Source organism: Rhodococcus sp. BP-332, assembly GCF_019836065.1.
In the GTDB taxonomy this organism is placed as follows: Bacteria; Actinomycetota; Actinomycetes; order Mycobacteriales; family Mycobacteriaceae; genus Rhodococcoides.
Genome location: NZ_JABUEC010000002.1, coordinates 490,706 through 510,267, shown reverse-complemented (window position 1 = coordinate 510,267; position 19,562 = coordinate 490,706). Strand labels below are relative to the sequence as shown.

Here is a 19,562-nt window from a genome sequence, read left to right as displayed (position 1 = left end):
CCACGTACTGTTCAGGTGTGGCAGCACACGGCTCCAGAGCGCAACTGGACAAGCAACCGCACGACGTCGCGTCCATGTTCGACGGAGTCGCGAAGCGGTACGACCTGACCAACACCGTCCTGTCCTTCGGGCAGGACCGCGGCTGGCGGCGCGCGACGCGCGACGCGCTCGCGCTGAAGCCCGGGGAAGCGGTGCTCGACCTCGCGGCCGGGACCGGAGTGTCCACGGAGGAACTCGGCCGGTCCGGCGCCTGGTGCGTCGCCACCGACTTCTCCAAGGGCATGCTCCGCGCGGGCCTCTCGCGCGGCGTCCCGATGATCGCGGGCGACGCGATGCACCTGCCCTACGGCGACGACGTGTTCGACGCCGCCACCATCTCGTTCGGTCTCCGCAATGTGGCCGATCACAACGCCGGCCTCGCCGAGATCCTGCGGGTGGTCCGGCCCGGCGGACGGTTGGTGGTGTGCGAGTTCTCCACACCGGTCTTCCCGGCGTTCCGCACCGTCTACATGGAGTACCTGATGAAGGCGCTCCCGGCCGTGGCCCGCACCGTCAGCAGCAATCCCGACGCCTACGTCTACCTGGCGGAATCCATTCGCGCCTGGCCGGACCAGGCGGAGCTCGCGCGGCGCATGCAGTCCGCGGGATGGGGCCGCGTGCAGTGGCGCAATCTCACGGGCGGCATCGTCACCTTGCACAGCGCCGTGAAACCGGTGTACTGAAAGATACGGAGAACGCACCTATCGGTGTTCGTACCGTGTCCGGATACGGCATGATCTGCGCATGCCCGTACCGGATTGGCTGCCCTATGCCACCCTCGCTGCCTCGGCCGTCGCCGCCGGCGGGGCCGGTTGGGCCGTCAGCACCACGCGCATACACCTCACCAGGGAGACGCGCCGCGCGCGCGAGCTGCGCACCATCCGCGCCGAGCTGACCCACGATTCCGGTCGCCAGGCCGTCGAGACGTCGCTGGTACGCGACCAGGTCACCGAGCGCTACCAGGAGTTGTCGGTCGCGCTGACCACCTTCCAGCGGGTCTGGATCGACGCCGTACGTCGCCGGACCGCCCCCGACGCGACCGCACTGCCGCCGGGTGCCGACGACCTGCAGGCCGACGTCGACGCCGCCTATCAGGAACTGCTGCGCGTCTCGACGATCACCGTCGTCGTGGCCCGCCAGCGCGTCGCGCCGCTGCTCGAGATGCTCATGTCGCTCGATCTCCGGGTGCTGGTGCCCTACTCCACGACGGGCGCGATGCCGGGTCCGGCCGTCGAGCGGCTGAACCGTGAGCACGGGTTCCTGATCGAGATCCAGCGTCTGCTGCGCGACGCCATGCGCGCCGACCTCGGTCTGCTCGACGCCAACGACCTGGGCCTGTTGATCATGGACACCAAGCGCGTCGTCGACACCCTCTCGCCGGACCGCCGGTCGATCGGCTTCGGCGCCACCGAGCGCCGCATGGTGGAGTACCTGGCCGAGTTCGGGGTGCGGGTACTGGCGGGCGGCAACGAGCGCGACTACACGATGGAAGCGGACCGTTTCGCGTTCTACCAGGCCAAGGACCCGGCGCTCGCCGGCGCGGTCGAGGCCATCCTGGCGCTGTACGGAGCCGAACTGTCCCTCGCCGTCCACGCCGGACTCGACGAGCAGGCACGGCTCCCCGTGCTGCAACGCGTGGTGGCGTCTCTCGAGTGCGGCTTCCGCGATCGCGACGGGATACTTCTGCCGGACGGCACCACCGTGTACGCCTTCCGGCCGGGACGCTGACCGGGCCCGGCTCCTGAGGCAGCCGGGCACTCTCAGGAGAACGGTGGCCGGTCGTCCACCTTCAGCGACGTCGATCCCGCGGCCCGCCAGGCGCGCGCGACCACGTCGCGATCCTCGTCGGTGATGAGGTTGCCCATCACCCGCACGGCGACGGTCATGATCGCGCGCGACCGCATGCCGATCGGCCCCGTGGCGGGCAGGAACCGCGGCACCGTCAGCAGTCCCGCGAGGCGACGAGCGACCGAGAAGCTCTGCCCGTAGTGCTCGCGGAGCACCGCCGGCCACACCTGCGTCAGGTCTGCGCCGTCCAGGTGTTCGGCGATCAGTCGACCACCCTCGAGTCCGTAGTCGATGCCCTCACCGTTGAGCGGATTCACGCAGGCCGCCGCATCGCCGACGAGCGCCCAGTTGGGGCCCGCCACGTCCGACACCGCGCCGCCCATCGGTAGCAGGGCGGACTGCACGCGGCGCACGCCGCCGCTCAGGCCCCACTCGGACTCCCGTTGTGACGCATAGAGATTCAGGAGAGGTCGCAGCGCGCCGGCAGCCGGGCGCTTCGAGGTGGCGAGCGTCCCCACCCCCACGTTCACCTCGCCGGTGCCCTCGTCGTTCACGCCCAGCGGGAACACCCACCCGTAGCCGGCCTGCAGGGTGCCCTCCCCGTCGCGGAGCTCGAGGTGCGAGGTGATCCACTCGTCCTCACTGCGGTCACTCGTGACGTATGCCCGTGCCGCGACCCCGAAAGCGGTGTCGCGGTGCCACGTACGGCCGAGGATCTTGCCGAGCGGCGAGCGCACCCCGTCCGCCACGATCAGCGTGCGACAGGCCACGGCGACAGGGCCGTCGGCGGTGTCGAACATCACCTCGGTGACCCGCCCGCTCACCAGCACCGCATCGACGGCCTTGGCGTTCTCCATCATCACCGCGCCGTCGTCGACGGCCACCCGGCGGATCCGGTCGTCCAACTCGGTACGCGGTACCGCGGAACCGATGTCGGGGAGGGAGCCACCCGGCCACGGCAGCGTGAGTTCCTGACCGAATCCGGTGAGGCGTAGGCCACGATTGATCGCCCGCGAGCGCACCCACTCACCGAGTCCCAGCTCGTCGAGCTCGGCCACGGCACGCGGCGTGAGTCCGTCACCGCAGGTCTTGTCACGCGGGAACGTGGCGGCGTCCGCGAGAATCGTGTCGTGACCAGCTCGTACGGACCAGGCCGCGGCGGCGCTGCCCGCGGGTCCCGCTCCGACGACGAGAACGTCGGTCACGCGTCGAGTTCCCGGTGTCACACCCTGTGCGCGTCCATCCGTCATCGTTCCATCTTGCAGGCACGATAGGTTGGAGTCAGACGCGGCGCCGAGGCCCGGAGCCGCGCGAGGTGTTCGACGACGAGAAATGGGTGCGAGCGCGGTGACCGAGACGAGTGCGAGTGGGGCCACCGTGGTGGCGGGCGTGGATCTCGGGAACGCGGAGTTCGCGGAGATCGTGCGCGCGGCGATGGCCGAGGTCGAGAGCCTGCTCGTGACCGAGCTGTCCGACGGTGAGGACTTCCTCACCGAGGCGGCGCTGCACCTCGCCAAGGCCGGCGGCAAGCGGTTCCGCCCGCTGTTCACCATTCTCACCGGTCAGCTCGGCCCCAAGGCGTCCAGTCCGGACATCGTCACCGCGGCCACCGTGCTCGAGATGGTGCACCTCGCGACGCTGTATCACGACGACGTCATGGACGAGGCCGCCATGCGCCGCGGCGTGGAGTCCGCCAATGCGCGCTGGGGCAACAGCGTCGCCATCCTCGCGGGCGACTACCTCTTCGCACACGCGTCGCGCCTGGTCTCGACGCTGGGCCCCTCCGCCGTGCGTACGATCGCCGAGACGTTCGCCGCGCTGGTCACGGGCCAGATGCGCGAGACGATCGGCAGCAAGCCCGATCAGGATCCGGTCGATCACTACCTCACCACGGTGTGGGAGAAGACGGGTTCGCTGATCGCGACGAGCGGTCGCTTCGGCGGCACGTTCTCCGGGGGCGACGACGAGCACATCGAGCGGCTCGAGCGCCTCGGCGACGCGGTGGGCACCGCGTTCCAGATCTCCGACGACATCATCGACATCTCGTCCGCCGCGTCGGACTCCGGCAAGACGCCGGGTACCGACCTGCGCGAGGGCGTCCACACGCTGCCCGTGCTGTTCGCGCTGCGCGACGAGGGTGCGGACGGCGACCGGCTCCGCCACCTGCTGCGCGGTCCCATCACCGACGACGCGGACGTGGCCGAGGCGTTGACTCTGCTGGGTCGTTCGCCGGGCATGGCCAAGGCGCGCGAGACGCTCGACACCTACGCCCAGCGGGCGCGCACCGAGCTGGACGCTCTGCCGCAGGGCCCGGCCAACGACGCGCTGCGCAAGCTGGTCGAGTACACGGTCGCCCGCATCAGCTGACGGGAACTACCCGCGTCACCTCGGTCGTTGTTCGTGCAAGAAGCACTGCGGCGAGAGGATCGGCGACACACGATGAAGTTCGCGAACGGCATGAAGACGTTCGGCCTGATGGTCGGGATGTCGGCTCTGATCGTCTTCATCGGCGCTCTGTTCCAGAACTCGACCATCCTGGTGGTCGCGGTCGTCCTGGCCGTCGGCATGAACGGGTACGCCTACTTCAACAGCGACAAGCTGGCGCTGAAGTCGATGCACGCCCAGCCGATCACCGAGGTCGAGTACCCGCGCATCTTCGCGATCGTCCGCGAGCTGGCCACCGCGGCGCATCAGCCCATGCCGCGGCTCTACATCAGCCCCACCAACGCCCCCAACGCGTTCGCCACGGGACGCAACCCGCGCAACGCGGCGGTGTGTTGCACCAGCGGCATCCTGGCGCTGCTGGACGAGCGTGAGCTGCGCGCGGTCCTCGGCCACGAGCTCTCGCACGTCTACAACCGCGACATCCTCATCTCGTCCGTGGCGGGCGCCATGGCGGCCGTGGTGTCCGGACTCGCGAACTTCGCGTTCTTCGCGAACGTCTTCGGCGGGCGCGGGAACGGGCAGGGCGCCAACCCGCTGGCCCTGCTGCTGGTGTCGATGCTCGGACCGATCGCGGCGTCACTGGTGAAGCTGGCCGTGTCGCGCTCGCGGGAGTACCAGGCGGACCAGTCGGGTGCCGAGCTCACCGGCGACCCCCTGGCGCTGGCCTCCGCGCTCCGCAAGCTGCAGAGCGGCACCCAGGCCGCCCCGCTGCCCCCCGAGCCGCGCCTCACGGCCCAGTCGCACCTGATGATCGCCAACCCGTTCCGGGCGGGTGACCGGGCGAGCAAGCTGTTCTCCACGCACCCGCCGATGGAGGAGCGCATCGCCCGCCTCGAGCGCATGGCGGGGCCCTACCGCTGAGTCAGCGGTAGTTGACGAACTGCAGGGCGATGCCGAAGTCCTCGCCCTTGAGCAGCTGCTGAACGGCCTGGAGGTCGTCACGCTTCTTGCTGCTCACCCGCAGTTCCTCGCCCTGGATCTGCGCCTTGACGCCCTTGGGGCCCTCGTCGCGGATCTTCTTCGAGATCTTCTTGGCGTTCTCGGTGGTGATGCCCTGCACCAGCGTGCCGGTGATCTTGTAGGTCTTGCCCGACTGCACGGGATCGCCGGCGTCGAAGGCCTTGAGCGAGATGTCGCGTCGGATGAGCTTCTCCTTGAAGACGTCCAGGGCGGCCTTCGCGCGTTCCTCGGCCTCGGCGGTGATGACGATGGCCTCGTCTCCGGACCACTCGATGCTCGCGCCGGTGCCGCGGAAGTCGAAGCGGGTCGACAGCTCCTTGCCGGCCTGGTTCAGAGCGTTGTCGACCTCCTGGCGGTCCACCTTGCTCACGACGTCGAACGACGAATCAGCCACTGACAACACTCCTTCGTGCGTGATCGGTACGGTGCCGACGGTAGCGTGTCCAGCCGGTTTGCCATCGAGGGGTGCGGTCGTTGTATTCTGCGTATCGCACCTGGAGCGGTCACTCGACGAGTGTCCGGCGCCATGGAGCATCCCGGCAGATTGCCCGAGCGGCCAATGGGAGCGGACTGTAAATCCGTCGGCTTATGCCTACGTAGGTTCGAATCCTACATCTGCCACACCCGACGAGACCCCGGCGAGAATCCTCGCCGGGGTCTCGTCGTCGGGGTGGGGGCAGGCGGCATGCGAAACGCCGCGTGCAACTCGTTCACCAGGCAATTTGGCGAGCGGTCTGACCCCTGTGTAATGTCTTCGAAGGCTTCGACGTGCACCTCGTGTGCGTCGAACCTGCCCCCTTAGCTCAGTCGGTAGAGCGTTTCCATGGTAAGGAAAAGGTCAACGGTTCGATTCCGTTAGGGGGCTCGCGGGACCGAGCGCCGGCCGGCGTCCGGCACCGAGGCGGTGTAGCTCAGTCGGTAGAGCAAACGACTCATAATCGTTGTGTCGCCGGTTCAAGTCCGGCCATCGCTACTCGACAGAGGACTCCGCCGCTGCTGCGCGCAGTGGGGTCCGGTATTCATGACCGACGCAGCACCCGTATCGCGCTCTACCCGAAAGCAGGCATCGACGTGGCCTCCTCCACTGACGTTCGGCCCAAGATCACCTTGGCGTGCGAGGTGTGCAAGCACCGTAACTACATCACCAAGAAGAATCGCCGCAACGATCCCGATCGCCTCGAGATCAAGAAGTTCTGCCCGAACTGCGGAACTCATCGCGCGCACCGCGAATCTCGCTGATCATTCGCACAGCAGCGCTGCCCCGGCACAGTCGCCGTGGCAGCGCTGACGTGTGTCCAGGTGCCGGTGACCCAGTCGGTTCGGCGCCGTCCGTCTCGAACTCGCCCGACAGAGCCGTCCGGACTGTCTCTCGTCCCACGCTCGGGTGTCCCGTGGTGAGTTCCACATCATTCTCGGGGGAGTCGACGACGTGACAGTCACCGCAACCGCAACCGACCGGGGCGACACGCCTGCCGTCGACCCGGCGGTGCACACCGCCAGCATGGTCGGGCACCACTACCGCATGCCCGACTTCTACGAGATCGGGCGCGAGAAGGTGCGCGAGTACTCGCGGGCCGTGCAGAACGATCATCCCGCGCACTCCTCGGAGGACGCCGCGGCCGAGCTCGGGTACGAGCATCTCGTCGCACCGGCCACCTTCATCTCGGTCGTCGGCATCATCGCGCAGAAGGCCATGTTCGACGAGGTCATCACCGGGTACGACCTGTCGCAGATCATGCAGGCGGATCAGCGTCTCGAGTTCCACCGTCCGATAGTGGCGGGGGACCGCCTGACCGTCGACGTGAGCCTGGAGTCCTTCCGCCAGATGGGTGGAAGCGACATCATCATCACGAAGAACATGGTCACGGACGAGACCGGCGAGGACGTCATGACGTCCTGGACGACACTCGTGGCGAAGACCGGCGGCGGTTCCGATCAGGACGCGCTGGAGATGGCGAAAGGTGTCATGAAACATGACTCGTAAGCAGTTCGACCAGGTCAGTGTCGGCGACGACCTTCCCGAGCGCACCTACGAGCTCACCCGCGGTGACCTCGTGAACTACTCGGGCGTCTCCGGCGACCCGAACCCGATCCACTGGAGTGATCCGGTCGCGCGCACGCTCGCCGGACTCTCGGACGTCGTCGCCCACGGCATGCTCACCATGGGACTCGGCGCCGGTTTCGTCACCGACTGGTCGGGTGATCCGGGCGCCATCACCGAGTACAACGTGCGCTTCACCAGCCCCGTGCTGGTCAAGGAGACCGAGCCGGCCAAGGTCGACTTCACGGGTCGCATCAAGTCGGTCGACGCGGACACCCGCAAGGCCGTCGTCGCCATCACCGCGAAGTACGAGGGCAAGAAGATCTTCGGTCGCGCCGTCGCGACCGTCCAGCTCGCGTGATCCGGCTCTCCGATCGCCGACTCGAGTCAGCGATTTCGGGGGCGTCCGTGAGTGCAGTACACTGAGATCTCCGGGGTCGTACAGCGCTGTGCGCTGTCCGTCGCCGGTACGACCGGATCTCGATCCGGCCGAAGGGGCGTAGCTCAATTGGTAGAGCAACGGTCTCCAAAACCGTAGGTTGCAGGTTCAAGTCCTGTCGCCCCTGCCACGTTCGCAAGCGGTGCTTCGGACAGTGGTCATGCAGAGCATTCGAGTGCAGACACCCTGCCGACGACCGAGAGGAACGACGTGAGCGATCAGCGCGGCGCGCGCGACAGCAGCTCCGACGGTTCCGAGGATCTCGGTGCGGACGATGCTGTCGTCGCCGACGATGCTGTCGTCGCCGACGATGCTGCTGCCGCCCACGATGCCGCCGGGTCGAGCCGGCCCTCCGGCAAGCGCGCAGCCCGCCGGACCCGGTCCGCGGACGATGCTCCGTCGCTGATCAAGGATGGTGCCAAGACCACCGCGGGCAAGTCCGTCGCCACCGCCTCTCGTGTCGAGGGCCGCACCCGCGCCGAAGCCACGCCGAAGATGAACATCTTCAAGCGGCTCCGCAAGTTTCTGCGCGAGGTCGTCGCCGAGCTGCGCAAGGTCATCTGGCCCAACCGCAAGCAGATGGTCACCTACACCGCTGTGGTGTTGGTGTTCGTGACGTTCATGGTGGCCTACATCAGTGGGCTGGACCTGGCGTTCATCAGGGGAGTGCAGTGGCTGTTCGGCTGACGCCGGACACACAGGTCCGCACGACCACCCCGAGTACGACCGGAACGATTACAGGAAGCGAGTGCCTTTCGTGAGCACGCCCCATAACGACGCCACCGAAGTGGCCGCCTACGACGCTCAGGTCGAGGCGACCAAGCAGGGCCTCGAAGCGGAGCAGGCCGCACAGGACCGCGAGACCGACGAGGCCATCGCGGCCGACGTCGCTGCCGCCACCGGTGACACCGACGAGTCGGAGACCGTCGACGCCGATGCGGACGCCGTCGTCGCCGACGACGCTCCCATCGACGCGGAGCCGGTCGACCCCGTCGCCGAGATGAAGGCTGCGCTGCGGCGCGCCCCCGGCGACTGGTACGTCATCCACTCGTACGCCGGATACGAGAACAAGGTGAAGACCAACCTCGAGACCCGCGTCCAGAACCTCGACGTCGGTGACTACATCTTCCAGGTGGAAGTTCCCACCGAGGAGGTCACCGAGATCAAGAACGGCCAGCGCAAGCAGGTCAACCGCAAGGTGCTGCCGGGCTACATCCTGGTGCGCATGGAACTGAACGACGAGTCCTGGGGTGCTGTCCGCAACACTCCCGGTGTCACCGGCTTCGTCGGCGCCACGTCGCGCCCGTCCCCGTTGACCATCAACGAGGTCGTCAAGTTCCTCATGCCGCAGGAGGACAAGAAGAAGGCCACCGCGGGCGCCACCACCGGTGCCGAGGGTGCGGGCGAGACGTCGTCGAAGCCGACCATCGAGGTCGACTTCGAGGTCGGCGAGTCCGTCACCGTCATGGACGGCCCCTTCGCCACGCTTCCCGCCAGCATCAGCGAGGTCAACGCCGAGCAGCAGAAGCTCAAGGTGCTGGTGTCCATCTTCGGCCGCGAGACTCCGGTCGAGCTGGGCTTCACCCAGGTCGCGAAGATCTAGGGCGCTCAGAACCCCCCACAACTTGCAGGCAGTACCGCAAGACATCCGAGAACCACGCAACAACCTAGGAATCACAGATGCCCCCCAAGAAGAAGAAGCTAGCCGGGATCATCAAGCTTCAGATCCAGGCCGGTCAGGCCAATCCGGCACCGCCCGTGGGCCCCGCCCTCGGTCAGCACGGCGTCAACATCATGGAGTTCTGCAAGGCGTACAACGCCGCGACCGAGTCGCAGCGTGGCAACGTCGTGCCGGTGGAGATCTCGGTCTACGAGGACCGGACCTTCGACTTCAAGCTGAAGACCCCGCCTGCCGCCAAGCTGCTGCTCAAGGCAGCCGGCGTCGCCAAGGGTTCGGGCGAGCCGCACAAGACCAAGGTCGCCACGGTGACCATGGACCAGGTGCGCGAGATCGCCAAGACCAAGGCCGAGGATCTGAACGCCAACGACATCGACCAGGCCGCGAAGATCATCGCCGGCACTGCTCGCTCGATGGGTATCACGGTCGAAGGCTGAGCCACCGGCTCACCAGCTCCACAGCATCACGTGGGAGAGCCGGCCAGGCTCGTCAACCACGCTCCGAACAACGAACGGACATCATCATGGCAAAGCGCAGCAAGGCCTACGAGGCCGCAGCAGCGAAGATCGATCAGGACCAGCTCTACTCGCCGCTCTCGGCGGCGAAGCTGGCCAAGGACACCGCGTCGAGCAAGTTCGATCCGACCGTCGAGGTCGCAATGCGTCTCGGCGTCGATCCCCGCAAGGCGGACCAGATGGTGCGCGGCACCGTCAACCTGCCCCACGGCACCGGTAAGACCGCCCGCGTCATCGTCTTCGCCGCAGGCGCGAAGGCCGACGAGGCCGTCGCCGCCGGTGCGGACGAGGTCGGCGCAGAGGACCTGATCGAGCGGATCCAGGGCGGATGGCTGGAGTTCGACGCAGCGATCGCCACCCCTGACCAGATGGCCAAGGTCGGCCGCATCGCCCGCGTTCTCGGACCGCGTGGCCTGATGCCGAACCCGAAGACGGGCACGGTCACCAACGACGTGACCAAGGCCGTCGGCGACATCAAGGGCGGCAAGATCAACTTCCGCGTCGACAAGCAGGCCAACCTGCACTTCGTCATCGGCAAGGCGTCGTTCGACGACGCCAAGCTGGTGGAGAACTACGGCGCAGCCCTGGACGAGATCCTGCGTGCGAAGCCGTCGTCGGCCAAGGGCCGTTACGTCAAGAAGATCACGGTCTCGACCACCACCGGACCGGGCATCCCGGTGGACCCGAACCGTACTCGGAACCTCCTCGAGGACGACGCGACCGCCTGAGTCACTCGCAGCACCGAAGAAGGCCGGCACCCCGTGGGGGTGCCGGCCTTCGTCGCGTTCTCAGGCCTTGGCGACGTTCGTGAGAATCGTGTCGACCACGCGGTCCACCAGGGCGTTCGGGATGTCGTGCGCCATGCCGTCGACGAGCACCAGCTCGGATCCGGCCACGTGGCGCGCGATGGCCTTCCCGCCGGCGGGACGCACGAGGGGATCCGCCGTGCCGTGGATGACGACCGTCGGCGCCGTGATCCGCTTCGTGTACTTCGCGAGGCTCCCGGTTCCGGTGATCGCCGCGAGCTGGCGGACGATGCCGGCCGGGTAGTAGCCGCGGTCGTACGCCTCGGTCGCGTCGGCGACACGTTCGTCCCGCGTGGTGGGGAACTGCTTGCTGCCGATCGTCTGGAACGTCGTCGCCTGGTGTTCGATGATCTGCTCGCGCGTCGCGTTCTTGGGCGGCGGCTTGAGCAGCGGCGCGAGCGCGCGGACGTGCGGCGGCGGCAGGAACGCCTCGTTGGTGCTGGAGAAGAGGATGGAGACCGATCGGATGCGCTCCGGGTGCGACCCCGCGACCACCTGCGTGATCATGCCGCCCATCGAGGCGCCGACGATGTGGGCCGACTCGATGCCCAGGTGGTCGAGCAGGCCGATGGTGTCCTCGGCCATGTCCACCACCGTGTACGGAACCGAGCTCGACTGCCCGAGTTCGTGGCGGACCAGTCGCAGCAGGATGTTCCCCGTGACGCGCTGCCCGTCGAGCTTGCCCGAGAGTCCGATGTCTCGGTTGTCGAAGCGGATCACGCGGTAGCCGGCGTCGATCAGCTTGCGGCAGAAGGGCATCGACCACGTGAGCAGCTGGCAGCCCAGTCCCATGACGAGCAGGATCGGCGGGTTCTCGATGTCGCCCATGTCCTCGTAGGCGATGTCGACCGCGCCGACCGACGCGGTGCCGGTACGGACCTCGACCTCGACCTCGGTCTCGGAACGGCCGGTCTCGGGTGTGCCTGTCATACCTGGATCTCCTTACCAGCCGGGCTCACCGAGCAGCGGCAACGTGATGAAACTGGGGTCCGTCGGGTCGAGGTCGACGTCCTGCGCTCGCCATCGGGTGCGGAGGCGATCGGGCAGGATCGGCACGAATCGAGGCGCGTCGGCCGCGAAGATGTCGAGTCGCAGGCGGTGTCCGGGGTGCAGGACCGCCTCGGTCGAGAGTAGTTCGATATCGAGGACGATCGGTTCGCCGGGGACCACGGGGAGCAGTGACTCGCGCGTGAGCGGGTGGTGGGCCACCAGGTAGTCACCCGACTCGGTGCGGATGCTCTCCCCGTCGTCGATCGCGCGGCGCGACGCCAGCAGCGCACCGTTGGTGAGCACGGTGGGAGTGCCGTCGGGAGCGACGTCGCACAGCATCACGGCCCACATCGACTCGCGGGCGCGCGCGACGGTGCGGAGGTGGACGTTGGCGGGGCCCGAGTAGACGACGGTGGTCACGACGGGAGGCGTGGTGAACGTGAGCGCGTCACCCTCCGCGAAGCGGTTGTCGTAGGTGAAGCCGCCGCCGAGAACGGCCGGAACACCGGCCAGCACCTGCGTGGTGTCGCGGGAGACGACGGTGCGGAACCCGGGTTTCACCGTCAGACGGGCCGTGTCGGTCGGCGCCTCGAAGTGCAGGGACCCGTCGTGCCGACTGTGGGACGCGGTACCGGACGAGTCGGCGCTCAGGTAGAGGCGCCGAGCCACGGCGGCGGGCGCGGGGAATCGGCCGTGCGCTTCCCACCCGCCGCCCTGCTGACGCAGCGTGACCGGTCCGTAGCGGTCGATACCGTTGTCGATGCCGCGCAGCCACTTGTCGAACCAGGCGCGTTCGAGCACGTCGAGTCGCGGCGGGAACCCGGGTTCACCGAAGCCGATCCCGGGGTTGCCGTGGTACCCGTCGCCCACCAGAAGTTGCTTGCGCCCGCGTTCGACGGTGAGTCGGTTGTACATGTCGGGTGCCGCGCCGCCGAAGATGTCGTGCCAGCAGCCGTAGAGGAACGTGGGGACCGCGATGTCCTCGATGGTGGGATCGATGGTGTCGAAGGACGGGTCGTCGTAGATGCGCGGGTCCGAACCGGTGAGGAACCCGTTCACCAGATTGCTGATGTTCGTGGCGGGGGACCGTACGCGATCCGCGAGCCAGCCGACTCCGCCGCGTCGCAGGATCTGTACTGCCGGAACCCATTTGAGGGTGTTCACGGCGGTGAGCCACAGGGGGATGAAGAGCGACGGTGCGCCGCCGGTGGCGAAGATCTCGCGGACGATGTCCTCGGATCCCTCGACGGCGAACACGGCGTCCGGTCCCGCGCTGCCCGCGGCGGCGGCCTGCAGGGAGTTGATGGCGGAGTAGGAGATGCCGGCCATGCCGACGCGCCCGTCGCACCACGGCGACGCCCGGATCCACTCGAGGATCTCGAGGGTGTCGAGTTGTTCACGCGGGCCGAGGGTGTCCCACACGCCGGACGAGGAACCGGTGCCGCGCGCGTCGATGATGACCTGCACGTAGCCGCTACGGACGAGATGGCGGTTCACGGTGAGCAGATCCGCCGCACCGCCCGCGACGACGCGGGTGATCTCGGAGATGCCGTCGAACGGGGTTCCCGAGAGGTCGACGGAGCGGGACACGCGACGCAGCGCCGGCCCGAGCACGGGTGCTGCGAGGAGTGCGTCGATCGAGTCGAGCAGGACCGAGTTGTACGGGGTGATGTTCAGGACGACCGGGAAGCGAGAGGAGACGGATCGTCCACTCGCGTCAGCAGGGGACACGACGATGGCGCGGAGAACGGCTCCGTCCGTCATCGTGACGGCGGCGCCGCGGTCGATGTGCACACGGGGGAACTCGGGAGCGGACTCCACGAGTTCTGCCCATGCTCGGCCGTCGGCGCCGCCGGTGGGATCACGGTGGAAGGGCGAGACGACGTGCTCGGGTTGCACCAGTGCATGGGCCGATGTCGTCGTCATGAACGTCGAGTCAACCTCATTGCTGTGACACGCGGTACACAACACGCCATTCCCGGCCCTTCGACAACGACGAGGGCACGTCGTCGTTCGATGTCACCAGGTGAGTGCGCTGCTACTTGCCGCCCTCGGGGGTTCCCTCGCTGTCGCTGAAGAAGGCCCACTCGCCGTCGTGCTCCACTTCGAGGCGCCAGCCGAGTTCGGCGTCGTCGGACTTGCTCTCCTTGAACCAGGTGTGGGCGTCGGTGGAGTTGGGGATCTCCTTGGTGGCGACGACGGATCCGGTGGGGTCGAGTACGCGATAATTGGCCATGAGCACCGTGTTCCCTCGGGAGAGCACCTCTCAAACCGAGGGGGCTCCGCCCCCGTGCGCCCTTTGCGTACCCGGGGATGCGCACAAGGCGCACAGGGGCGTAGCCCTTTTGGTGTCTCCGGCGGCCCCGGGGTACTCTTCTCTTCGGACACCGTGCGGTCGTGATCTGCGATCGTGCGACGTTCACCTGATCTGTTCCACCCAAGACCGTTGGTCATCGTGGTCTCCGAAGAGGTTCGCCTCGTCGGAGATGGCGATTGAAGGTCCGGCCGAGCCGGCGACCCACGCAGGAGGACGAGGACCAGGGATACGTGTTGCTGACTCTCTCCGAGTCGCGCCGCCCGCATTCCGACGCCCCGTGTGCCCTGCACCGGGGCGTTTGTGCTTGTTCGGGCCGGGCCGACTCGACGCAACGAGAGGAGGCGAAGTATGGCAAAGGCTGAGAAGGTATCCGCGGTCGCGGAGATCTCCGAGCAGTTCAAGGGCGCCACGGCGGCCGTCGTCACGGAATACCGTGGCTTGTCGGTCACCCGTCTGACGGAGCTCCGTCGGGCCCTCGGTACCGGAGCTACGTACTCCGTCGCCAAGAACACCCTGGTCAAGCGTGCCGCAGCTGATGCGGGCATCGAAGGCCTCGACGACTTGTTCGTCGGTCCGACCGCCATCGCATTCATCGATGGTGAGCCGGTCGACGCTGCCAAGGCGATCAAGCAGTTCGCCAAGGACAACAAGGCGCTCGTCATCAAGGGCGGCTACATGGACGGCCGCGCGCTGTCCGTGGACGAGGTCAACAGGATCGCGGATCTCGAATCCCGCGAGGTCCTGCTGGCCAAGCTCGCCGGCGCGATGAAGGGCAACCTGGCAAAGGCCGCAGGCCTGTTCAACGCTCCCGCCTCGCAGGTCGCGCGTCTCGCGGCTGCGCTGCAGGAGAAGAGGGCTGCAGAAGAGGGCGCTTCGGCGCCGGAAGCCGCAGCTGCCGACTAGCTGATCCGCAAGGACTGCACACCACCCCGTGCGGCCGGCCTCCGGCCTGCACGCAATCTCCTGTCCCCGGATCGGCGACAAGGACTTACAGAGAGGACCGCCACCATGGCGAAGCTCAGCACCGAAGAATTGCTCGACCAGTTCAAGGAGCTCACCCTCCTCGAGCTCTCCGAGTTCGTGAAGGCATTCGAGGAGACCTTCGAGGTCACCGCAGCTGCCCCCGTCGCCGTTGCTGCCGCAGGCGGAGCAGCTGCTCCCGCCGAGGCCGCTGAGGAGCAGGACGAGTTCGACGTCGTCCTCGAGGGCGCCGGCGACAAGAAGATCCAGGTCATCAAGGTCGTCCGTGAGGTCGTCTCCGGCCTGGGCCTGAAGGAAGCCAAGGACCTCGTCGAGAGCGCTCCGAAGGCCATCCTGGAGAAGGTGGACAAGGCTTCGGCCGACGCCGCCAAGGAGAAGCTCGAAGCTGCCGGCGCGAAGATCTCCATCAAGTGATCTAGCCCCACAGCGCAGAAGCGGCCGTACCCCTCGGGGTACGGCCGCTTTTCTCGTGTCTGGCGGCGGTGCGCCAGATCAGCCCACGGTGGGCAGTGCGGCGCGGGCGAGAAGGTCTCCGCTCGCGGCCCGGATCTCGATCTCCGCGACGTCGGGACGCAGCACCGCGGCGTTCATGCGGCAGTCGATGGTCACGGAGCTGCCGAGGAAGCTGCCCGAGGAACGATCCGCTCCGGAGCGGTCCACCAACACCACCTCGAACGCTTCGTCGACCGGGACACCCTGCATGTCCAGGACCGTCTCGGTGCCCCACGTGTGAGCAACCAGGCCGCCGTCGACAGTGACGCCGGGACTCGACGCAGTGAAGGCGACCGTCTCGAAGGCGCCCAGCTGGCCCGGTGGTCCCTCGGCCTCGGGCGCCGCGATCGTGCTGTCGGTGGGCGTCTCGCCACCCCCGGTGCCGACCGTCTGCACACCGAGCACCGCCGCGACGCCCACCGCGATTCCGGCGACAGCTGCAGCGGCCGGGACGAGGCGACCGCGTGCGGACGGTCTGACGATGCGTCGTCGAAGCAGGTCACCGGGTTCCGCATCGACCCAGGTCAGTCCCGCTGCCGACCCCAGCGACGCGATCGTCTCGCGCATCTCACGGATCTCGTCGGCGACCGAGGTGTCCTCGGCCTCCAGAATGCGAAGCTCACGCCGCTCGGCGTCGGTCAGGTCGCCGGCCACCGCGGCCGCGATCAACTCCTCTCGTCGCGGATGTCCCGGAGTCATCAGGTCTCCTGACCGTCGAAGTGAGCGCGCAGGGCACGCAGTGCGTAGTACGCGCGGGTGCGCAGGGTGCCGATCGCGACGCCGGTGCCGGCCGACAGCTCCGCGTAGGACAGGCCGGTCAGGTGGATGGCCACCACCACCTGTCGATGTTCGGGGGACAGGGTGGCCAGACCCTCCACCACCCGCATCCGGGTCAGGACGTGATCGCTTCGATCGGGTTCCACGGCGTCGCCTTCCGCGATGGGGGAGGACGCGACCAGCGGAGTACGGCCTCGCGACCGCTGAGCATCCGCGACGACGTTGCGTGCGATGGCGAAGAGCCAGGTCCGAGTTCCACCCCGGGACTCGTCGAACCTGTCCCGCGCTCGCCACGCACGTACGAAGGTCTCCTGCACGCAGTCCTCGGCGGCGACACGATCGTGCAACACATTCACGGCGAAACCCAGCAGCGACGACGCGTGGGCGTCGTAGGCGGCCGTGAGATCGAACGTCCCGCTCTCGCGCGACCGGAAGATCGCCAGCGTCTGCCCCCTCGATGTCGGGGGAGGGGTGTACCCCGCCGGTGCCCGTGCAGGACGAACCCTACTCACCGTCGACGCCACTCCGACCTCCATGGTGGGTGTACGTCGAGAAGTGCGACGACGTTCGACCGTGGTGAACGTTTCGGTCATTCCGGACGTATCCCCTCTCGAAGGACGTCCGCGCATCCCGATCGGAAGGTACGACCACCATGACGACACGCACTGCACGAGGAACGATCATCGTTGCGGGAGGCGCCGCGGCGTTCCTCGCGCTCACCGCTGCTCCCGCGGCAGCAGAGACGCCGGTCGGCGAACCGTCGTCGTTCACCAGTGCCTTCACGGCCATGGCGACTCCGGACCAGGTCCTGAACGCGGACGGCGTCGCGACGCCGGGTGAGCCCGGCGCGACCGGAACGTTCACGTTCCGCATCAACTCGGACGAGAACATCATCTGCTACGACATCACCCTCGAGGGCGTCACCGGCGACTACATGTCGCCGGCGAAGACGGCGACGCACATTCATCAGGCAGCAGTGGGTGCCGCGGGCCCGCCGCGCATCGCGTTCCCGAACCCGTCGCCGGTCGGCGACGGACCTCGCACCAGCAGCGGCTGCCTGCAGGGGCCGTTCACGACCGGCGTGATGGCGAACGGTGCCGACACCGGAACGAACTTCGACCTCGCGGCCATCGAGGCGAACGCCGCCGGGTTCGCCGCGGACAGTCACACCACCGCCTTCGCCGCCGGCGCGGTGCGCGGACAGCTGACCCCGATTCCCGTCGGCGGTGTGGAGACGGGCGCCGGTGGATCCGTCACCGACAGTTCGACCGCGACCGTCGCGGGTGCCGGTGCCGCCGTTCTGGGCGTGGCGGCCCTCGTCGGGCTGGGCGTCGCCCGTCGGCGGAACTCCTGATCGACCGACGCGGATGAGATGGTCGACGCGCGCGAGTGCGTTCCTCCTGGTGGGGCTGGTGGTCGCCTGCGCGCGACCACCGGCCGTACCGCCCACCGAGACGGCGGTGTCCGTGACGTCTCCCGCTGCCGCCACTGCGTCCGAGGCGGCGCCTCTCGTCCCGGCGCGGGTGTCGGCACCCGCGATGGGTCTGGACGAACCGTTGATCGAGCTGGGTCTGAACCCGGACAACACCATGGCGGTTCCCGAGGACCACGACGACGTCGGCTGGTTCACCGGCGGCGGGCGGCCCGGGCGTCCCGGTGCGGCCGATCAGGTCGGACCCACGGTGCTGGCCGGTCACGTCGACTCGACCACGGGTCCCTCCGTGTTCTTCCGACTCCGCGACCTCGTGGTGGGAGACGACGTCACGGTCACCACGACAGAGGGCATCGAGGCCAGGTACCGGGTGACGGACATCGGCGACTACGCGAAATCCGAGTTCCCGACGGCACGCGTGTTCGGTGCCGTCCCGCGTGACGAGATCCGACTGATCACGTGTGCCGGAGTGTTCGACGACGACGCGGGGTCCTACGAGAACAACCTCGTCGTCTTCGGCACCCGCGTGGGGTGATGCGACACCTCAGGCGAGGGAGAAGTTCTCGCCGCGGTGGTAGGCCGCGAGGGACGACTCGGTCTCGCGGATCGACGGCGGGTGGAACGCGAACGCCGACACGACGGACTGCAGGTACGCGATGTCCGGGTCGGTGATGAACGCGATGCCGCCCAGCGCTGTCACGGCGGCGTCGACCGCGCGCCGCAGTGCGCCTCGAAGCGCGATGCGGCAGAACAACAGTCGAGCCGAGATGTCGGCGCCGCGCTCACCCGAGTCCATCGCTGCGGCGACGGCCTCGAGGCCCGCGATCGCCGCTTCGAGTTCGGCGGCCGCCGAGGTGTAGACGCTGTCGCTGACCTTCGGGTGTCCCACGAGACGCTCCACGAGCGCGGTGGCCGCGCCGATGTACCCGGCGGAGGCGAGGATGCCGAACCACAGGAACCCGGTGAGCTCGTGCATGCCCTCCGGATCGTCCAGCGCGCCGACCATGGTCAGCGACACCGGCACGCGCACGTCCTCGAGGACGACCTCCTCGCTCTCCGCACCCGCGAGAACGGGCGTCGTCCAGAACGGACGCACCGAGACACCGGGCATCGACGCGGGGATGAGGGCGACCGCCTTGCGTGTCTTGCCGCCCTTCTTCTCGCGTGTCGCGACGCTGGCGGCGAGGAAGTCCATCGAGGCCGACAGGCTGCACGGCTTCTTGCTGCCGTTGACGACGTAGTCGCCGTCGTCGTAGTAGGCGTCCACGGACGGCACCAGCGTGCTGCCCACGCCCTCCGCGAAGCCGGACGCGATGATCGACTTCTGTTCGATGAGGCCGGCGACGAGCGGCAGCTCCTCCTCGGGACCCGCCATGGCGATCTCGATGATCGTGGCGATCGACAGGTGGTGCATCGTGACGGCGGCGGCGAGCGACGGGGAGGCCGCGCCGATGGCCCGGTGGACGCGCAGTGCCTCGACGGCGGTCGCGCCGAGTCCGCCGAGCGAGGTGGGTGCGATGAGTCCGCACCCGCCCGCGTCGCGGAACGTCGCGATGGCGTCGCTGCCGGGCGCCTCGAGCACGGACAGCGGCGTGGCCTCGAGATAGGTGGCGAGGGCGGGCAGCAGGCGACGGAGCGTGGCGCGTTCGGTGGACATGAGCCGCGACGGCTGCGCGGTCCCGTCGGACGCGAGAGCTGCTCTGTCAGCGAGAACGGACACGTACCGGCCTTTCGTCGAAGAAGGGTGACCGTGGCTGAGACGGGTGTGGGACACGTGCCAGCACGTCACTCGATACCGCAGTATTCGGGGTCGGCGACGGCCTCGATGGCGCCCGTCTCAACTGCTGTTGCATGACACAAGT

At 68.1% G+C, this 19,562-nt stretch carries 23 protein-coding genes and 4 tRNA genes; 19 read left to right on the top strand and 8 right to left on the bottom strand.

All coding sequences use genetic code 11. The features are described 5' to 3' along the window. The first annotated feature begins 17 nt into the window (after nt 1-17). Nucleotides 18-722 (top strand): demethylmenaquinone methyltransferase, encoded by a 705-nt coding sequence (locus HQ314_RS07995; RefSeq protein WP_027504546.1) that lies wholly within the window; start codon nt 18-20, stop codon nt 720-722. 61 nt (nt 723-783) lie between these two features. Further along, on the top strand, nt 784-1,767 hold the full coding sequence (locus tag HQ314_RS07990; protein ID WP_222649776.1) for a hypothetical protein: 984 nt from the start codon (nt 784-786) through the stop codon (nt 1,765-1,767). A 32-nt stretch (nt 1,768-1,799) separates the two neighbouring features. Here HQ314_RS07990 and HQ314_RS07985 read toward each other — a convergent pair whose 3' ends face one another. Further along, a complete protein-coding gene (locus HQ314_RS07985; protein WP_056441675.1) occupies nt 1,800-3,077 on the bottom strand; it encodes a geranylgeranyl reductase family protein in 1,278 nt (425 codons plus the stop codon). A gap of 82 nt (nt 3,078-3,159) precedes the next feature. Here HQ314_RS07985 and HQ314_RS07980 point away from each other — a divergent pair, with 82 nt between their 5' ends. Further along, the gene (locus HQ314_RS07980) at nt 3,160-4,194 is read left to right on the top strand and encodes a polyprenyl synthetase family protein (protein WP_051613090.1); all 1,035 of its coding nucleotides are present in this window, start codon (nt 3,160-3,162) and stop codon (nt 4,192-4,194) included. Nucleotides 4,195-4,266: 72 nt separating this feature from the next. Further along, on the top strand, nt 4,267-5,133 hold the full coding sequence (gene htpX / locus HQ314_RS07975) for a zinc metalloprotease HtpX (protein ID WP_222649775.1): 867 nt from the start codon (nt 4,267-4,269) through the stop codon (nt 5,131-5,133). A gap of 1 nt (nt 5,134) precedes the next feature. Here htpX and HQ314_RS07970 read toward each other — a convergent pair whose 3' ends face one another. Next, nucleotides 5,135-5,626: a YajQ family cyclic di-GMP-binding protein gene (locus tag HQ314_RS07970; RefSeq protein ID WP_056441678.1), complete on the bottom strand. Its 492-nt coding sequence runs from the start codon at nt 5,624-5,626 to the stop codon at nt 5,135-5,137. A 144-nt stretch (nt 5,627-5,770) separates the two neighbouring features. Here HQ314_RS07970 and HQ314_RS07965 point away from each other — a divergent pair. The 11 genes from HQ314_RS07965 to rplA all read left to right on the top strand — a co-directional run bounded on the left by HQ314_RS07965 (nt 5,771) and on the right by rplA (nt 10,633). After that, nucleotides 5,771-5,853 (top strand) — tRNA-Tyr (locus tag HQ314_RS07965). A 171-nt stretch (nt 5,854-6,024) separates the two neighbouring features. Next, nucleotides 6,025-6,097: transfer RNA gene (locus HQ314_RS07960), tRNA-Thr, on the top strand. Between the two features lie 35 nt (nt 6,098-6,132). After that, nucleotides 6,133-6,205: transfer RNA gene (locus HQ314_RS07955), tRNA-Met, on the top strand. Between the two features lie 98 nt (nt 6,206-6,303). After that, nucleotides 6,304-6,471: a 50S ribosomal protein L33 gene (rpmG, locus tag HQ314_RS07950; protein ID WP_027504552.1), complete on the top strand. Its 168-nt coding sequence runs from the start codon at nt 6,304-6,306 to the stop codon at nt 6,469-6,471. A gap of 190 nt (nt 6,472-6,661) precedes the next feature. Then, nucleotides 6,662-7,216 (top strand): (3R)-hydroxyacyl-ACP dehydratase subunit HadA, encoded by a 555-nt coding sequence (gene hadA, locus HQ314_RS07945; protein ID WP_374197822.1) that lies wholly within the window; start codon nt 6,662-6,664, stop codon nt 7,214-7,216. Beyond that, nucleotides 7,206-7,634, top strand: a complete 429-nt coding sequence (hadB, locus tag HQ314_RS07940; protein ID WP_222649774.1) for a (3R)-hydroxyacyl-ACP dehydratase subunit HadB — start codon at nt 7,206-7,208, stop codon at nt 7,632-7,634. Before hadA ends, hadB begins: the two co-directional genes overlap by 11 nt. 132 nt (nt 7,635-7,766) lie before the next feature. Beyond that, nucleotides 7,767-7,842: transfer RNA gene (locus HQ314_RS07935), tRNA-Trp, on the top strand. Between the two features lie 80 nt (nt 7,843-7,922). After that, the gene (gene secE, locus HQ314_RS07930; RefSeq protein WP_222649773.1) at nt 7,923-8,399 is read left to right on the top strand and encodes a preprotein translocase subunit SecE; all 477 of its coding nucleotides are present in this window, start codon (nt 7,923-7,925) and stop codon (nt 8,397-8,399) included. A 70-nt stretch (nt 8,400-8,469) separates the two neighbouring features. Then, a complete protein-coding gene (gene nusG / locus HQ314_RS07925) occupies nt 8,470-9,315 on the top strand; it encodes a transcription termination/antitermination protein NusG (protein ID WP_056442340.1) in 846 nt (281 codons plus the stop codon). Nucleotides 9,316-9,392: 77 nt separating this feature from the next. Continuing rightward, on the top strand, nt 9,393-9,827 hold the full coding sequence (rplK, locus tag HQ314_RS07920; RefSeq protein ID WP_027504556.1) for a 50S ribosomal protein L11: 435 nt from the start codon (nt 9,393-9,395) through the stop codon (nt 9,825-9,827). Between the two features lie 86 nt (nt 9,828-9,913). After that, nucleotides 9,914-10,633 (top strand): 50S ribosomal protein L1, encoded by a 720-nt coding sequence (gene rplA, locus HQ314_RS07915; protein WP_027504557.1) that lies wholly within the window; start codon nt 9,914-9,916, stop codon nt 10,631-10,633. 60 nt (nt 10,634-10,693) lie between these two features. Here the strand turns inward: rplA and HQ314_RS07910 are convergent, their stop codons facing one another. The 3 genes from HQ314_RS07910 to HQ314_RS07900 all read right to left on the bottom strand — a co-directional run bounded on the left by HQ314_RS07910 (nt 10,694) and on the right by HQ314_RS07900 (nt 13,937). Beyond that, nucleotides 10,694-11,539 (bottom strand): alpha/beta fold hydrolase, encoded by an 846-nt coding sequence (locus tag HQ314_RS07910; RefSeq protein WP_374197831.1) that lies wholly within the window; start codon nt 11,537-11,539, stop codon nt 10,694-10,696. A gap of 114 nt (nt 11,540-11,653) precedes the next feature. Next, nucleotides 11,654-13,627 (bottom strand): CocE/NonD family hydrolase, encoded by a 1,974-nt coding sequence (locus HQ314_RS07905; RefSeq protein ID WP_222649771.1) that lies wholly within the window; start codon nt 13,625-13,627, stop codon nt 11,654-11,656. Between the two features lie 112 nt (nt 13,628-13,739). Then, nucleotides 13,740-13,937, bottom strand: coding sequence for a hypothetical protein (locus HQ314_RS07900; RefSeq protein WP_027504559.1), 198 nt, complete (start codon nt 13,935-13,937; stop codon nt 13,740-13,742). Between the two features lie 429 nt (nt 13,938-14,366). On the opposite strand from HQ314_RS07900, the gene rplJ reads away from it, so the two are divergent. Beyond that, nucleotides 14,367-14,921, top strand: a complete 555-nt coding sequence (rplJ, locus tag HQ314_RS07895) for a 50S ribosomal protein L10 (RefSeq protein ID WP_222649770.1) — start codon at nt 14,367-14,369, stop codon at nt 14,919-14,921. Between the two features lie 105 nt (nt 14,922-15,026). Beyond that, nucleotides 15,027-15,413 carry a 50S ribosomal protein L7/L12 gene (gene rplL / locus HQ314_RS07890; protein WP_027504561.1) on the top strand — a complete coding sequence of 129 codons (387 nt, stop codon included), beginning with the start codon at nt 15,027-15,029 and terminating at the stop codon, nt 15,411-15,413. A gap of 78 nt (nt 15,414-15,491) precedes the next feature. On the opposite strand, the gene HQ314_RS07885 is transcribed toward rplL, so the two are convergent. Further along, entirely contained in the window at nt 15,492-16,190 is a 699-nt protein-coding gene (locus tag HQ314_RS07885) for a hypothetical protein (protein WP_222649769.1), read from the bottom strand. Further along, nucleotides 16,190-16,861, bottom strand: coding sequence for a sigma-70 family RNA polymerase sigma factor (locus HQ314_RS07880; protein ID WP_261781495.1), 672 nt, complete (start codon nt 16,859-16,861; stop codon nt 16,190-16,192). Before HQ314_RS07880 ends, HQ314_RS07885 begins: the two co-directional genes overlap by 1 nt. Before the next feature lie 59 nt (nt 16,862-16,920). On the opposite strand from HQ314_RS07880, the gene HQ314_RS07875 reads away from it, so the two are divergent. Together HQ314_RS07875 and HQ314_RS07870 are read left to right on the top strand one after the other, a co-directional pair. Further along, nucleotides 16,921-17,622, top strand: coding sequence for a CHRD domain-containing protein (locus HQ314_RS07875; RefSeq protein ID WP_027504563.1), 702 nt, complete (start codon nt 16,921-16,923; stop codon nt 17,620-17,622). A 13-nt stretch (nt 17,623-17,635) separates the two neighbouring features. Beyond that, nucleotides 17,636-18,235 carry a class F sortase gene (locus HQ314_RS07870; protein WP_222649768.1) on the top strand — a complete coding sequence of 200 codons (600 nt, stop codon included), beginning with the start codon at nt 17,636-17,638 and terminating at the stop codon, nt 18,233-18,235. Nucleotides 18,236-18,244: 9 nt separating this feature from the next. Here HQ314_RS07870 and HQ314_RS07865 read toward each other — a convergent pair whose 3' ends face one another. Further along, nucleotides 18,245-19,420, bottom strand: a complete 1,176-nt coding sequence (locus tag HQ314_RS07865; protein WP_231476216.1) for an acyl-CoA dehydrogenase family protein — start codon at nt 19,418-19,420, stop codon at nt 18,245-18,247. Between the last annotated feature and the right edge of the window lie 142 nt (nt 19,421-19,562).